General features: G+C 73.3%; 12 protein-coding genes. 7 read left to right on the forward strand and 5 right to left on the reverse strand.

Annotation, left to right across the window (positions count from 1 at the left end; translation table 11 throughout):
• Window positions 1-73 precede the first annotated feature (73 nt).
• From ACFWMZ_RS26185 to ACFWMZ_RS26215, 7 genes are all read left to right on the forward strand, one after another.
• Complete coding sequence (locus tag ACFWMZ_RS26185; protein WP_383204547.1) at window positions 74-2,881, forward strand: DEAD/DEAH box helicase; 2,808 nt, start codon at window positions 74-76, stop codon at window positions 2,879-2,881.
• Window positions 2,882-3,122: 241 nt separating this feature from the next.
• A complete protein-coding gene (locus tag ACFWMZ_RS26190) occupies window positions 3,123-4,502 on the forward strand; it encodes a cytochrome P450 (protein WP_383204550.1) in 1,380 nt (459 codons plus the stop codon).
• 502 nt (window positions 4,503-5,004) lie between these two features.
• Window positions 5,005-6,591 (forward strand): sensor histidine kinase, encoded by a 1,587-nt coding sequence (locus ACFWMZ_RS26195; RefSeq protein WP_383183332.1) that lies wholly within the window; start codon window positions 5,005-5,007, stop codon window positions 6,589-6,591.
• Window positions 6,588-6,995: a roadblock/LC7 domain-containing protein gene (locus tag ACFWMZ_RS26200; protein ID WP_383183334.1), complete on the forward strand. Its 408-nt coding sequence runs from the start codon at window positions 6,588-6,590 to the stop codon at window positions 6,993-6,995. Before ACFWMZ_RS26195 ends, ACFWMZ_RS26200 begins: the two co-directional genes overlap by 4 nt.
• Window positions 6,992-7,366, forward strand: a complete 375-nt coding sequence (locus tag ACFWMZ_RS26205; RefSeq protein WP_383183336.1) for a DUF742 domain-containing protein — start codon at window positions 6,992-6,994, stop codon at window positions 7,364-7,366. The genes ACFWMZ_RS26200 and ACFWMZ_RS26205 overlap by 4 nt, the downstream gene beginning before the upstream one ends.
• Entirely contained in the window at window positions 7,347-7,961 is a 615-nt protein-coding gene (locus ACFWMZ_RS26210) for an ATP/GTP-binding protein (RefSeq protein WP_383204553.1), read from the forward strand. The genes ACFWMZ_RS26205 and ACFWMZ_RS26210 overlap by 20 nt, the downstream gene beginning before the upstream one ends.
• Window positions 7,962-8,092: 131 nt before the next feature.
• Window positions 8,093-9,580, forward strand: a complete 1,488-nt coding sequence (locus ACFWMZ_RS26215) for a cytochrome P450 (RefSeq protein WP_383183339.1) — start codon at window positions 8,093-8,095, stop codon at window positions 9,578-9,580.
• A 78-nt stretch (window positions 9,581-9,658) separates the two neighbouring features.
• Here the strand turns inward: ACFWMZ_RS26215 and ACFWMZ_RS26220 are convergent, their stop codons facing one another.
• From ACFWMZ_RS26220 to ACFWMZ_RS26240, 5 genes are all read right to left on the reverse strand, one after another.
• Window positions 9,659-10,639 (reverse strand): pseudouridine synthase, encoded by a 981-nt coding sequence (locus ACFWMZ_RS26220; protein WP_383204556.1) that lies wholly within the window; start codon window positions 10,637-10,639, stop codon window positions 9,659-9,661.
• Between the two features lie 121 nt (window positions 10,640-10,760).
• On the reverse strand, window positions 10,761-11,417 hold the full coding sequence (locus ACFWMZ_RS26225; protein ID WP_383183343.1) for a fasciclin domain-containing protein: 657 nt from the start codon (window positions 11,415-11,417) through the stop codon (window positions 10,761-10,763).
• 123 nt (window positions 11,418-11,540) lie between these two features.
• Window positions 11,541-13,139 (reverse strand): molybdopterin-dependent oxidoreductase, encoded by a 1,599-nt coding sequence (locus ACFWMZ_RS26230; protein WP_383204559.1) that lies wholly within the window; start codon window positions 13,137-13,139, stop codon window positions 11,541-11,543.
• A gap of 197 nt (window positions 13,140-13,336) precedes the next feature.
• Window positions 13,337-14,092 (reverse strand): anti-sigma factor domain-containing protein, encoded by a 756-nt coding sequence (locus ACFWMZ_RS26235; protein ID WP_383204562.1) that lies wholly within the window; start codon window positions 14,090-14,092, stop codon window positions 13,337-13,339.
• Entirely contained in the window at window positions 14,089-14,673 is a 585-nt protein-coding gene (locus tag ACFWMZ_RS26240) for a sigma-70 family RNA polymerase sigma factor (protein ID WP_383183349.1), read from the reverse strand. The genes ACFWMZ_RS26235 and ACFWMZ_RS26240 overlap by 4 nt, the downstream gene beginning before the upstream one ends.
• Window positions 14,674-14,858: the final 185 nt, after the last annotated feature.

Below are 14,858 nucleotides of genomic sequence, written 5' to 3' on the forward strand. Positions count from 1 at the left end.
GACCGCTGCTCCTTCGGCAGGTCGTGATTATCGATCGTCTGCTGTCGGAGCTGGCGGGTAGGCTCGAATCACGATGACAGAGGATCTCTCCCCGGCCGAGCGGTACGCGGCGGCGCGGCAGCGCGCCGTCGAGCAGGCGACCGCACTCGCGTCCTTCCGCGAGATGTACGACTTCGGCCTCGACCCCTTCCAGCTCGACGCCTGCCGCTCCCTGGAGGACGGCAAGGGCGTCCTGGTGGCCGCGCCCACCGGTTCCGGCAAGACGATCGTCGGTGAGTTCGCCGTCCACCTGGCCCTCGGCCAGTCCAAGAAATGCTTCTACACCACCCCGATCAAGGCCCTCTCCAACCAGAAGTACGCCGACCTCGCCAAGCGGTACGGCGCGGACCAGGTCGGCCTGCTCACCGGGGACAACAGCGTCAACCCGGACGCCCCCGTCGTGGTCATGACCACCGAGGTCCTGCGGAACATGCTCTACGCGGGCTCCCAGACCCTGCTGGGTCTCGGGTACGTGGTGATGGACGAGGTGCACTACCTCTCCGACCGGTTCCGGGGCGCGGTCTGGGAAGAGGTGATCATCCACCTGCCCCAGTCGGTGACGCTCGTCTCCCTCTCGGCCACCGTCTCCAACGCCGAGGAGTTCGGCGACTGGCTCGACACCGTCCGCGGCGACACCGACGTGATCGTCTCCGAGCACCGCCCGGTCCCGCTGTTCCAGCACGTCCTGGCCGGACGCCGGATGTACGACCTCTTCGAGGAGGGCGAGGGCGCCAAGAAGGCGGTCAACCCCGACCTCCTGCGCATGGCCCGGCTGGAGTCCAGCCGCCCCACCGGCCCCAAGGACCGCCGTCGGGGACGGAACGTGCGCGAGGCCGACCGGGAGCGCGAGCGCCGCCAGCGCTCCCGCACGTGGACGCCGAGCAGGCCCGAGGTGATCGAGCGGCTCGACGCGGAGAACCTCCTCCCCGCCATCACCTTCATCTTCAGCCGGGCCGGCTGCGAGTCCGCCGTCCAGCAGTGCCTCTACGCGGGCCTGCGGCTCAACGACGACGCGGCCCGCTCGGCCGTCCGCGAGATCGTCGAGGAGCGCACCGCCGCCATCCCCGACGAGGACCTGCACGTCCTCGGGTACTTCGAGTGGCTGGAGGGGCTGGAGCGCGGCATCGCCGCCCACCACGCCGGGATGCTCCCCACCTTCAAGGAGGTGGTCGAGGAGCTGTTCCTGCGCGGCCTGGTCAAGGCCGTCTTCGCCACCGAGACGCTCGCCCTCGGCATCAACATGCCGGCCCGCTCGGTGGTCCTGGAGAAGCTCGTCAAGTGGAACGGCGAGCAGCACGCCGACATCACCCCCGGCGAGTACACCCAGCTCACCGGCCGGGCCGGACGGCGCGGCATCGACATCGAGGGCCACGCGGTGGTCCTGTGGCAGCGCGCCATGAACCCGGAGCACCTGGCCGGGCTCGCGGGCACCCGCACCTATCCGCTCCGCTCCAGCTTCAAGCCGTCGTACAACATGGCGGTGAATCTGGTCCACCAGTTCGGGCGGCACCGCTCGCGCGAGCTGCTGGAGACCTCCTTCGCCCAGTTCCAGGCCGACCGCTCGGTGGTCGGCATCTCCCGCCAGGTCCAGCGGAACGAGGAGGGCCTGGAGGGGTACGCCGCCTCGATGACCTGCCACCTCGGCGACTTCGAGGAGTACGGCCGGCTGCGCCGGGAGCTGAAGGACCGCGAGACGGAGCTGGCCCGGCAGGGCGCCAGCCAGCGCCGCGCCGAGGCGGCCGGGGCGCTGGAGAAGCTCCGGCCCGGCGACATCATCCACGTGCCGACCGGCAAGTACGCCGGGCTCGCCCTGGTCCTCGACCCGGGACTGCCCGCCGGACGGAGCAACGGCCACCGCGGCTTCGACCACCACGACGGGCCGCGCCCGCTGGTGCTCACCGCCGAGCGGCAGGTCAAGCGGCTGGCGGCGATGGACTTCCCGGTCCCCGTGGAGGCCCTGGACCGGATGCGCGTCCCCAAGGCGTTCAACGCCCGCTCCCCCCAGTCCCGCCGCGACCTCGCCTCGGCCCTGCGCACCCGCGCCGGGCACCTGGTGCCGCAGCGCCACCGCAAGGGGCGCGCGGCGGCCGCCGACGACCGCGAGATCGCCCGGCTGCGCACCGCCATCCGCGCCCACCCCTGCCACGGCTGCGACCAGCGCGAGGACCACGCGCGGTGGGCCGAGCGCTACCACCGGCTCAAGCGTGACACCCGGCAGCTGGAGCGCCGGATCGAGGGCCGGACCAACACCATCGCCCGCACCTTCGACCGCATCGTCAACCTCCTCGCCGAACTCGGCTACCTCCGGGGCAACGAGGTCACCGAGGACGGCCAGCGGCTCAGCCGCCTCTACGGCGAGCTGGACCTGCTCGCTTCCGAGTGCCTGCGCGAAGGCGTCTGGGAGGGGCTCGGCCCTGCCGACCTCGCTGCCTGCGTCTCCGCCCTGGTCTTCGAGGCGCGGCAGGCCGACGACGCGGTGGTGCCGAAGCTCCCCTCCGGGGCGGCCAAGGCGGCGCTCGGCGAGATGGTCCGCATCTGGGGCCGGCTCGACGCCCTGGAGGAGCAGCACGGCATCAGCCAGGCCGAGGGCGTCGGCCAGCGCGAGCCGGACCTCGGCTTCGCCTGGGCCGCGTACATGTGGGCCTCCGGCAAGGGGTTGGACGCGGTGCTCCGGGAGGCGGAGATGCCGGCCGGTGACTTCGTCCGCTGGTGCAAGCAGGTCATCGACGTGCTCGGCCAGATCTCGGCCGCCGCCCCCGAGGGCTCCACCGTGGCGCGCAGCGCCCGCAAGGCCGTCGACGCGGTCCGCCGGGGCGTCGTCGCGTACTCCTCGGTGGGCTGAGCCGGGCCCTGGTCGTCCGCAGCGTGCCGCCGTCTCCGTCACCGGAGCCGGCGGCACGCTCTCTGTGCGGGGCGGTGGGGGTGCGGCGGCCGCCCGGCGCGTACCGGACCACTTGCTTTCGCTTCCGGTCAACTCCCGTTTTCTCCAGGGGGATTGGTGATCATCCGGTGACCGGGCGTGGCAGAATGCGCCGCGCGCCGCCGGTGCCCGGCCGGTGCGCCGCCGGGAGGGGAGTGCGCGTATGACCACAGGCACCGGAGCGTCCGAGCGGGAGCGGCAGGGAGAGGTGCCCGTCGTGGTGCCCGGGCCCAAGGGCATCCCGCTGCTGGGGAGTCTGCCGGAGTTCGGCAAGGACCCGCTGGCCTTCTTCGAGCGGCTGCGCGGCCACGGCGACGTGGTCAGCTGGAACTTCGGCGGAAAGCCGAGCCTGTTCATCGCCGACCCGGACCTCGTCGGGGAGCTGCTGCGCGAGGTGGAGTCCACCTTCGACCAGCCCGACCTCGGGGTCGCCTTCCGCGCCGTCCTCGGCAACGGCGTCACCGTGGCGCGCGGCCGGGACTGGCGGCGCAAGCGCTCCCTCGTCCAGCCCTCGGTCCGCCCCAAGCAGGTCAAGTCGTACGCCGCCACCATGGCCGCCTGCGCCCAGGACACCGCCGACGGCTGGCGGGACGGGCAGCGGATCGACATCAAGCGCGAGATGGCGGCGCTGACCCAGCGGATCGCGGTCCGCACCATCTTCGGGACCGACGCCTCGGGCGACGTCGAGGTGATAGGCCGCGCCATGGACATCGCCCAGCGCGAGATCGGCGCCGAGTTCAGCGGGATCGGCGCGATCCTCCCCGACTGGGTGCCGACCCCCGGGCGCCGCCGGGTGAGGAAGGCCGCCGCCGTCATCGACCGCGAGGTGGGCCGGGTGGTCGCCGCCCATCGTGAGGACGACGAGCGGCCCGACCTGCTCAGCCGGCTGCTCACCGCCCAGGACGAGACCGGGGCCCGCCTCTCCGAGGAGGAGATCCGCGACGAGACGGTCACCCTCTACATCGGCGGTCACGAGACGACCAGCAGCACCCTGGTGTGGGCCTGGTACCTGCTGGCCCGCAACCCCAGGGCGCGGGTCGCGCTCGACGAGGAGCTGGACCGGGTGCTCGGGGACCGCGAACCGGGCTTCGACGACTTCGCCCAGCTGCCGTACGCCCAGGCGGTCGTCCAGGAGACGCTGCGGCTCTACCCGATCCTGTGGCTGCTGACCGGCATCGCCAAGGAGGGCGCGGCGCTCGGCGGGCTGCCCGTCGCGCCGGGCACCCGGGTGTGGACCAGCCAGTGGGCGGTCCACCGCGACCCGCGCTGGTACGGCGACGCCGAGGTGTTCCGCCCGGAGCGGTGGCTGGAAGGGGCGGACGAGTCGATCCCGGAGTACGCCTGGTTCCCCTTCGGCGGCGGCCCGCGCGTCTGCGTCGGCGCCCGCTTCGCCACCGTGGAGGCGGTGCTGATCCTCGCCGTGCTGGGCAGGCGGTACGACCTCGACATCGACCCCGGCGAGATCAAGCCGATGACCACCCTCACCCTCCAGCCGGACCGCGACATGCTGGCCACCGTCCGCGCCCGGGGGAGCGGCGACTGAGGGCCGCCCCTTGCGCGGGACCGACGAGAAGGGCCGCACTCCCCGGGCGGTTTCTAGGGATGCGGCCCTTCCGTGCACCCGGCACTCCCACCCGTTCGGGTCAAGTCGAAAACCTGTGCGTCATACGGGAGTTGAAGGAAGAGAATATTTTGCCGCGTCTCGCCGGGGCGGCTTCGGGGCGGCCGGGGTGAGGGGCGCCGAGGCGTCGTACGAGGTCACGGCGGCGGGTGGTGGAGGGGGCGCCTCCGGTGCTCCGGAACGCGGGCGCGGCCTCACCCAGAGCGTCACTCTGCGTGTGCCCGTGGAGGCGTACTGTGCAAAAAGGTTCGAGTGTAGGGCCTGACAAGGGTCGAGGTGCGGCCTTGGGGAATATGCCGCACGGCGGTTTCCCCCGGCACTAAGCTCGCCCGCAGCGCACCGAGTTGAGAACTTCGTGCGTGTTCATCCCCCATCTCCCCAATGGTTCGCACAACTCCCGAGCCGATTGTTCTGAGGGCATTACATGGTGAGTGTTCCATCGCCTCCCGGTGGCCGAGAGGCGTCATTCGCACGGGTGCTGCTCCTGCCCGCCGTGCTGATGGCGGCCGCCACCGGAGCCGCCGCGGCCCTGGTCGCCGAGCCCGCCCGTATACCGGTCGCCGTCACCGGAGGCGTCGCCACCCTCGTGGTGATCGCCGTCGCGGCCGAGGCGGTCCGCCGCGGCCGGGCGGCCGCGGCCCTGCGTCTGACGCACGCCCGCGAGATCGCCCAGCTCGAGCAGCGGCTCGCCGCACACGACGACGACATCCTGCACCTCGCGCAGGAGCTCATGCCGGCCTGCGTCCGGCGGCTCCAGGTGCGCGACGAGTCCCCCTCCGAGGTCATGCGCGCCATGATCGACGGCAGCGAGGTCTACCGCGAACTGCCGCACCCCCAGCGGGTCCTGCTCCGCAACGTGCTCCGCATCGTCGACCGCGAGGAGTCCCTGCGTGACTCCGCGCAGCGCGCCTTCGTCAACGTCGCGCGCCGGGTGCAGACCATCGTGCACAAGCAGTCCGCCGACCTGCGTGACATGGAAGAGGACCACGGCCGCACGCCCGAGGTCTTCGACGACCTCCTGCGGATCGACCACGGCACGGCCCTCATCGGCCGCCTCGCCGACAGCATCGCCGTCCTCGGCGGCGCCCGGCCCAGCCGCAAGTGGCCCAAGCCCGTACCGCTGTTCAGCGTGTTGCGCGGCGCCATGTCCCGGATCATGGACTTCCCCCGCATCGACCTGCACTCGGTCGCCAAGGTCAACGTCGACGGCATCTCCGTCGAACCGCTCATCCACGCCTGCGCCGAACTCTTCGACAACGCCACCCGTTACTCGCCGCCGCACACCCGCGTCCACGTCACCGCCCACGAGGTCCAGACCGGCGTCGCCATCGAGATCGAGGACGCGGGCATCAGCCTCAGCGACATCGTCCGCGAGCGGGTCGAGCGCAAGCTGGAGGAGGCCAAGGCCGGCATCGACGTGAACGACCTCGGTGAGTCGCCCCGCCTGGGCCTCGCCGTGGTCGGCCGCCTGTCGCGGATGTACGACATGCAGATCGCGCTCCGCCAGTCCGCCTACGGCGGCGTCCGCGCGGTCCTCATCGTCCCCCGCGACATGCTCACCGACGAGCCCGCCCCCGCCGTCGCCCACGGTATCGGCGCCGCGGCCGTGCTCCGCGTCGACGATGACGGCAACCCGATCGACGACGAGCGCCCCTACCGCAAGCGCCGGCCCACCTCGGGACCGCCGCTGCACTCCTCCCGGTCGATGTCCCCGCCGCCCGAGGACGACGTGCCCGTCGTCACCGAGTGGACCCCCGAAGGCCTGCCGCAGCGGCGCAGCCGCGTCCGCGGCGCCTTCCCCCACAGCGTCCCGGCGCCCGCACCCGCCGCCGACGATTGGCGGCAGGCGGCACCCGCGCCCCAGAAGAAGAAGGAGGAGCCCCAGCCCGGCATCTGGCTGGAGGCATTCACGAAGGCAGCCAACGGTGTGGACGTCGACTCCGGTACCGCCGCCGGGGAAAGCGGCCCGCCCTCCCACGGACACCAGGACAACGAAGGGGACCGGACGTGATCCAGCAACGTGCCAACTTTGACTGGATGCTCAAGGAACTGGACGAGGGCGTTCCCGGGGTCCAGCAGATCGTGGTGCTCTCCGCCGACGGCCTGCGGATCGCCCGGTACGGCGGCGACCCGGACGGTGCCGACCGCATCGCCGCCGCCTGTGCCGGACTGCAGAGCCTGGCGGCAGCGGTCGCCAGCGAGATCCCGGACTCCGACGGCCGGATGCGGATGGTCGTCATCGAGATCGACGGTGGCTTCTTCTACCTGATGGCCGCCGGCGCCGGCGCCTACCTGGCGGTGCTCACCGACGAGACCGTCGACGCCGGCCTCATCGGCAACCGCATGCGTGACCTGGTCATCCGCATCGGTTCCCATCTCACCAGCCCACCGCGCCACGACGGGTCGGCCGGATGACCCCTCCCCAGCGCGAACGCGGGAAACAGGAACCGGAAGGCTCCAACCCCGAGCGGCTGTACGTCCTGACCGGCGGCACCGAGGGTACCGAGCGCGCTCCGATCGACCTGGTCACGCTCGTCGTGGCCAGGTCGGGGCCGCCGCCCCCGACGGCCCAGCCCGAACAGGCGGCGGTCCTGCGGCTCTGCCGCAAGCCGCTCTCCGCGGCCGAACTCTCGGCCTACCTGGCCCTGCCGTTCAGTGTGGTGACGATCCTGCTCACCGATCTGCTCTCCGCCGAGCTGATCGAGTCCCGGGCGCCGATCACCCGCGCGACGCTCCCGGACCGTTCCCTCCTCGAAGCGGTGATGCATGGACTTCAAAAGCTCTGACACGATCACAGGACCCCGGAGCGAGGACGTCCTGCCCGACACGGCCACCGCCGCCGTCAAGGTCGTGATCGTCGGAGGATTCGGCGTCGGGAAGACCACCATGGTCGGCTCGGTCAGCGAGATCCGCCCGCTGACCACCGAGGAGACCATGACGCAGGCCGGCGTCGGCGTCGACGACAACCGGGGCGTCGAGTCGAAGACCGCGACCACCGTCGCCATGGACTTCGGCCGCATCTCCATCACCGACCAGCTCGTCCTCTACCTGTTCGGCACCCCCGGCCAGGAGCGGTTCTGGTTCCTGTGGAACGGCCTCTTCGAAGGCGCGCTCGGCGCGGTCGTCCTGGTCGACACCCGGCGGCTCGAAGTGAGCTTCGACGTCATCGGGCGGCTGGAGGAACGCGGCGTCCCCTTCGTCGTCGCGATCAACAGCTTCCCCGAGGCGCCCCGCCACAACCTGGACGACCTGCGCAGCGCCCTCGACCTGCCCGACGCCGTCCCCATCTTCGACTGCGACGCCCGCTACCGCGAGTCCAGCCGGGACGCGCTGATGACCCTCATGCGCTACCTGCACGAGATGACCCCGGCCACCGCCTGACCGCCCGCCGCCCGGCCCGGACCCCGTCCGGGGCCGGGGCCGGCGCGGGCCCCTCGCGCACCCGGCCGAGGCCGCCGCACCGCCGTGCCCGCCCGCCGCCCAGCCGCCCGACCCTTATCGGAGCATCCACCGTGACGACCTCCTCGACCCCTCATTCCTTCCCCGGCACCCCCGCCGGGCCGCCCCCCGGCTGCCCCGCCCACGCCACGGCCCCGATCGGGCCGTTCGGGGCCGGCGGACTGCGCCGCCTGTACGGGCCCGAGGCCGAGCGCGACGCCGCCGGGCTCTTCGAGAAGCTCCGCGCCGAGCACGGCCCGGTCGCCCCGGCGCTCCTCCACGACGACGTGCCGATCTGGGTGGTCCTCGGCCACAGCGAGAACCTGCACATGCTGCGGACCCACTCGGTCTACACCCGCAACTCCCGCCGCTGGCGGCTGGTCCAGGACGGCACGCTCGGCCCCGACCACCCGCTCACCCCGCTCTTCGCCTGGCAGCCCATCTGCTCCTTCGCCGAGGGCGCCGAACGCGAGCGGCTGCGCGGCGCCGTCAACAACGCCATGAAGCAGATCGACCACCGCGGGGTCCGCCGCGCCATCAACCGGCACAGCAACCGCCTGGTCAACGAGTTCGGGCAGGACGGCCGCGCCGACCTGGTCAGCCAGTTCACCGACCACCTGCCGATGCTGGTGATGCTCGACGTCCTCGGCCTGCCCGAGGAGTACAACGAGCGGATGGTCGACGCCGCCCGCGACATGCTCCAGGGCACCGAGACGGCCAACGCCTCCAACGCCGCCATCATGGGGATCCTGGAGCGCCACGTGGCCCGCCGCCGGGCCAAGCCCGACGACGACTTCACCAGCAGCCTCCTGGAGGACGAGGCCCGCCTCACCGACGACGAGGTCGCCCAGCACCTGCGCCTGGTCCTCATCGCCGCCTACGAGGCCACCTCCAACCTCACCGCCAACGTGCTGCGGATGGTCCTGACCGACCCGCGTTTCCGCGCCCAGCTCAACGGCGGCCAGATGACCGTGCCCGAGGCGGTGGAGCAGACCCTCTGGGACCAGCCGCCGTTCAGCGCCATGCTCGGCTACTTCGCGGTCCAGGACGCCGAGCTGGGCGGCCAGCAGATCAAGAAGGGCGACGCGCTGCTGCTCAACATCGCCGCGGCCAACGTCGACCCGGTGGTCCGCCCGGACCTGGAGGCCAACATGCAGGGGAACCGGGCCCACCTCGCCTTCGGCGGCGGCGTCTACGAATGCCCCGGCGACGACCTCGGCCGGGCCATCGCCGACACCGGGGTGGACGCGCTGCTGATGCGGCTGCCCGACGTCGAGCTGGCCGTCCCCGAGACCGAGCTGCACTGGACCAACTCGCTGATCAGCAGCCATCTCGTGGAGCTCCCGGTGGTCTTCAGCCCCCGCCAGCCGATGGAGATCAGCGCTCCCCCCGGCCAGAAGAGCTCCTCCCGCACCGACTGGGAGATCTCCTCGCCCGCTCCGCGCGGACCGGCCGCGGGCGCCGTCCCGCCGCAGGCGGCACCCGCCGCCGCGGCGCCGGCCCCCGTACCGGCGCAGGGTGGCGCCTGGAGCCGGCTCGTGCGGTGGGTGCGCGGCAGCTGACCGCGCGGGACCCGGCGGCGGGCGGGCGGTCCGGACGTACCCGGGCCGCCCACCCGTCCTTCCGCGCCCCCCGCAGGGTCAGGCGGTGGGCGGCCGGGTTTCGCCCGCGGGTCCTGGCACGCCGTGGGCCCACCGGTCGTACTCCGTCCACGCCGTCAGTTCGCGGGCGCTGGTGAAGTGCCGCTCCTCGCCCGTCACCGGGTCGGTGAACGCCAGGGTGCGGGAGAGGAGCTGGAGCGGGCGGCGGAAGTCGTCGGGGGCCGGGTCGGTGACCTCGGGGTAGACCGGGTCGCCGAGGATCGGCAGGCCCAGGGAACACAGGTGGACCCGCAACTGGTGGGTGCGGCCGGTGTGCGGCAGCAGGCGGTAGCGGCCCAGCGAGCCGTGGTGGGCGAGCAGTTCGACGCGGGTCTCGGCGTTGGGCTCGCCCTCCACCTCCTGGGCGGCGATCACCCCGCGCTCCTTGAGGATCCGGCTGCGGACCGTGCGGGGCAGAGCCAGCGCGGGGTCGTACCCGGCCACCGCCTCGTACTCCTTGTGGACCCGGCGTTCGCCGAACAGCCGCTGGTAGGCGCCGCGTTCGGTGGGGCGGACGGTGAAGAGGACGAGGCCGGCGGTGAGCCGGTCCAGGCGGTGGGCGGGGCTCAGCTCCGGCAGCCGAAGGCGGGTGCGGAGCAGGGCCAGGGCGGTCTGGGTGACATGGCGGCCGCGCGGTGTGGTGGCGAGGAAGTGCGGCTTGTCCACCACCACGAGATGCTCGTCGCGGTACCGCACCACCGGCGGGTACGGCGCCGGGACCTCCTCGGCCCGCCCGCGGTGGAACCACACCTGCCCGCCGGGGACGTACGGCGCGTCGGCGGCGACCGGAAGCCCGTCGTCGGTGACCACCCCGCCCTCCGCGAACAGCGCGTCGACCTCGGCGGCCGTCACCGGCAGCCGCTCGGCCAGATGGTCCCGGACCGTCGCCCACGTACCCGCCGGCGGCAGCCGGACCCGGACGGGCCCGATGCCGTCGCGCTGCGGCAGCGGGGCGGGGGTGCGGCGGGATCTTCGGCTCATTCCGCCAGCCTACGAGGGCCCGGGGCGGCGGCACGCGGAAGGGCGGAGGGCACCCGCGGGGCACCCTCCGCCCTGGTTCACGGCCGTGTGGCCGCGCCGTCACTCACTCCCGGGCGGCGGTTCAGCTCGCCTGGGGCATCAGGACGCTGTCGACGATGTAGACGGTGGCGTTGGCGGTCGGCACGTTGCCGCAGACGACCTTGGAGGCGTCGTTGACGGTGTAGTCGGTGCCGGAGCCCATGGTGGTGAGCTTGCTCTTCTCCAGCGTCTCGAAGGAGCCGTCCTCCATCTGCTTCGGAGCCACCTTCTGGCCCACCACGTGGTAGGTGAGGACCTTGGTCAGCTCCTCCTTGTCGGCGAGGAGCTTGTCGAGGTCGGCCTTGGGGATCTTGGCGAAGGCGTCGTTGGTGGGCGCGAAGACGGTGATGTCCTCGGCGTTGTTCAGCGTGTCGACCAGACCCGCCTTCTTGACCGCGGTGACCAGGGTGGACAGCTCCGGGTTGTTCGACGCGGCGGTGGCGACCGGGTCCTTGGCCATGCCGTCGAAGCTGCCCGCGCCGTCCTTCGGGACGGAGGCACAGGCCGGGCCGAACGGCTCCGCCGGGGCCTGCGCCTTGCCGCCCTCCTCGGACTTCTCGGGGCTCTTCTGCGAGGCGGCGGACGACGGGGACTCGGCGCCGCTGTCGTTGCTCTCGCCGGAGCAGGCCGCAAGGCTCACGGGCAGGATCGCGGCGGCGGCGACGGCGACGGCGGTACGGCGGATACGAGTGGTGAACATGGTGGTGCTCCTTGTCGGTGAACCGCCTGGGCGGCTCTCGTGTACTGCGGGATACGGACGGACCGGTCGGAACGGGCCCTCGGATGGAAGCCCTCACAGGCCCCGGGCGGTGGTCGGTGACGTTCAGTCCACGCTGACCACCACCGAATGGAGGCCGGTCGCGCCGTCGGGCACGGTGCCCTGGCGGCGAGAAGTCTGCGGGGTGCCGGTGGCGTCGGTGGCGCGCACCTCGAGGGTGTGGCTGCCCTCGGTGGCGGGCCACTCCCAGACCCACTGGCGCCAGGTGTCGAGGTTGGCCTGGGCGGCGAGCCGGGCCTCCTGCCACGGCCCGCCGTCGACGCGGACCTCGACCTTGCGGATGCCGCGGTGCTGCGCCCACGCCACCCCGGCGACCCGCACGGTTCCCGCGCGGAGCCGGGCGAAGGGGCGCGGGGTGTCGATCCGCGACTGGGTCTTGACGGGCGCCTCACGGGCCCAGGTGCGCCGGACCCAGTACGGGTCGAAGGCGTCGAAGGTGGTCAGCTCCAGCTCCTGGAGCCACTTGCAGGCGGAGACGTAGCCGTACAGGCCCGGCACCACCATGCGGACCGGGAAGCCGTGCCGGAACGGCAGCGGTTCGCCGTTCATGCCGACGGCGAGGATCGCGTCGCGGCCGTCCATGACCGTGTCGACCGGCGTGCCGATGGTCATGCCGTCGACCGAGCGGGAGACCAACTGGTCGGCGGGGCCGCCCCGGGACGGCGGGCGGACCCCGGCCTCCTCCAGCAGCGGGGCCAGCGGTACGCCGAGCCAGCGGGCGCTGCTCACGTACGGGCCGCCGACCTCGTTGGAGACGCAGGTCAGGGTGATGTCGCGCTCGATCATGTCGCGGCGCAGCAGCTGTTGGAAGTCCAGCTCCAGCGGGCGGCGGACCCCCTCGCCGTGGACCTTCAGCCGCCAGCTCCCGGCGTCCACCCGGGGGACGACCAGCGCGGTGTCGACGCGGTAGAAGTCGCGGTTCGGGGTGGTGAAGGGGCTGAGGCCCTTCACCTCGGGGCGGGCTGCCGCCGGGATCGGCCGGGCGGACGAGGCGGGCCTCGGCAGCCGGACCCGGGCGCGGGACGCCTCCGCCTCGGCGGCGCCCGAGGCGCCCAGCCGGCGCCCGGCGAACCCGGCTCCCGCCGACACGGCCACCGAGGCGCCGGCCGCCAGCACGAAGCCGCGCCGGTCGAGGGCGGCCCGGTCGCGGGGGATCTCGTCCGCCCTCGCTCCGGTGCCGGTGAGGCGGCCGGTCAGCAGCCACAGCACGGCCGCGCCGGCCACGGCGCCGCCCGCTGCGGGCAGCGTGTCGAGCCATCCGGAACCCGCGCGGCTGAGCGCGGCCACGGCGCCGACGACGCCGAACACCAGGACTCCCGCGACGCCGGCGGGGCGGTGGCGGCGGGCGACCACTCCGACCACGGCGGCGAAGAGGACCAGCAGGACCAGGATGCTCCCCAGCAGGACCAGCTTGTCGGCGGTGCCGAAGGTGCGCACCGCCCAGTCCTTGACCTCCGGGGGCGTCCGGTCGACCACGGCGCCGCCCACGGCGGTGACGGGGCTCGACTCGGGGCGTACCGCCGCCGAGAGGAGTTCGCCGACGCAGAGCGCCGCGAACGCCGCGATCACCCCGGAAAGGGCGGCGAGCGCCACCCGGGCCAGCCGGGTGCGCCTGCGCGATGCGGTGCTCGTCTCTTGGGTCACATCAGCTATTCGGCGCCACGGCGGCAAGGGATTGGTCTGTCACCCCATGGAGTGAGAACTTCTTCGCGCACCGCCGCTGACCTGCCGCCTCCTCAGGTGATGGAAGGCACGCGGGAGTTGACGGCGGGCAGAAGAGAGCCGCCCCCGTCCACCGGGACAGCAGGTGGACGAGGGCGGCGGCGTGGCCTGCCGACGGGTCAGGCCGGCAGGTTCAGCAGACCGAGCGGGTCGGATGTCGGCTGCGGGGAGCCGCCCGGCGGTTCGACGGTGATGCCGACACCGGACGCCTCGCCGACCCCTCCTTCCAGACGGACGGCCTCCACCCCCTCGTCGCGGGAGGGCGGCATCAGCCCGGCGGAGCGCATGGTGCCGCCGTCGTCGAACCAGAGCTGGTAGACCTTGCCCTCGGGCGGCGCGGGCATGTCGGCGGCGAGCAGCACCGCCTCGTCCAGCGAGGCGGAGACGACGACCGTCGCACGCGTCCCCCCGAACAGCTCCGCCGACTCCGAGCGGGCGTCGGGGGCGGCCAGCACCCGGGCCACCGAGGTGGCCTGGCGCTCCGCCACCTCGGCCCGCTGCCGCGCCTGGTCGGCCTCCTGGTGCTGCCAGACGGCGACCCCGCCGAGCCCGGCGGCTGCCGCGAGGCAGGCTGCGAGAGCGAAACCGGTGAACCGGCGGGTGCGCCCGCCCCGGGGCGGTCCACCGCGCGCGGCCGTGCGGGGCGACTCCTGGCGCACCTCGCCGATGCGGCGCAGCACCTGCTCCTTCATCCCCGCCGGGGGAGCGGCGGCCACGGCGAGCCCCAGCCGGGCCGCCGTGGCGGTGAGTTCGGCGACCTCGGTGGCACAGGCCGGGCAGTCGGCGAGGTGGCGGTCGAAGTCGGCGCGCTCCTCGTCGGAGAGGGCGTGCAGCGCGTAGGCGCCGGTCAGCGTGTGGAGCTCGGCGGTCGTCATACGCTCACCCCCAGGCAGTCGCGCAGCCGGATCAGGCCGTCGCGCAGGCGGGTCTTCACGGTGCCCAGCGGCACCGTGAGCAGTTCGGCGACCTCGCGGTAGGCGAGGCCGCGGTAGTACGCGAGACTGACCGACTCGCGCTGCAGTTCGGTGAGGGTACGCAGGCAGCGGCGGACCTGCTCGCGCTCCAGCCGGGTCTCGACCTGCTCGGCGACCTCGTCGAAGGCGGGGGTGCGGTCGAGCAGGGCGGCCCGCTCCTCCCGGTCGGCGGCGGCCTGCGCGGAGCGGACCCGGTCGACGGCGCGCCGGTGGGCCAGGGTCAGCACCCAGGTCATGACGGTGCCCCGGGCGGGCCGGAAGCGCGCGGCGGTGCGCCACACCTCTACCAGGACCTCCTGGGTGACCTCCTCGGACTGCGCCGGATCTCGCAGCACGCTGCGGACCAGGCCGAGGACGGGGCCGGCCACCGCGTCGTACACGGTGGTGAAGGCATCCCGGTCGCCGACGGCGACCTGGCCCATCAACTCCTCCAGGTCGGGCGCCGCCGAGGGGGGCGGGCCGATGCGGACGGGTTCCTTCACGCGTTCTCCTTCGCCGGGGTCCGGGCGCAGTATGACCACTGCTCACGGGATTCGGGGCGGGGCGGGGGGCGGATGGGTCCGGCCGGGATGTTTTGCCATCCCGTGACCTTCGGACGGTACGGCACGCGGGTCCGCCCCCCGGGCGGGCGCGGCGGCGCCCCGGGCCGGGGGCTCTTGCGGGCCCC

Source organism: Streptomyces sp. NPDC058373 (assembly GCF_042723275.1).
GTDB lineage: Bacteria > Actinomycetota > Actinomycetes > Streptomycetales > Streptomycetaceae > Streptomyces.

Excerpts from the sequence above, each read along its gene's own strand:
- ACFWMZ_RS26185 (WP_383204547.1), top strand. The coding sequence starts at position 74 with ATGACAGAGGATCTCTCCCCGGCCGAGCGGTACGCGGCGGCGCGGCAG.
- ACFWMZ_RS26190 (WP_383204550.1), top strand. The coding sequence starts at position 3,123 with ATGACCACAGGCACCGGAGCGTCCGAGCGGGAGCGGCAGGGAGAGGTG.
- ACFWMZ_RS26195 (WP_383183332.1), top strand. The coding sequence starts at position 5,005 with ATGGTGAGTGTTCCATCGCCTCCCGGTGGCCGAGAGGCGTCATTCGCA.
- ACFWMZ_RS26205 (WP_383183336.1), top strand. The coding sequence starts at position 6,992 with ATGACCCCTCCCCAGCGCGAACGCGGGAAACAGGAACCGGAAGGCTCC.
- ACFWMZ_RS26210 (WP_383204553.1), top strand. The coding sequence starts at position 7,347 with ATGGACTTCAAAAGCTCTGACACGATCACAGGACCCCGGAGCGAGGAC.
- ACFWMZ_RS26220 (WP_383204556.1), bottom strand. The coding sequence starts at position 10,639 with ATGAGCCGAAGATCCCGCCGCACCCCCGCCCCGCTGCCGCAGCGCGAC.
- ACFWMZ_RS26225 (WP_383183343.1), bottom strand. The coding sequence starts at position 11,417 with ATGTTCACCACTCGTATCCGCCGTACCGCCGTCGCCGTCGCCGCCGCC.
- ACFWMZ_RS26235 (WP_383204562.1), bottom strand. The coding sequence starts at position 14,092 with ATGACGACCGCCGAGCTCCACACGCTGACCGGCGCCTACGCGCTGCAC.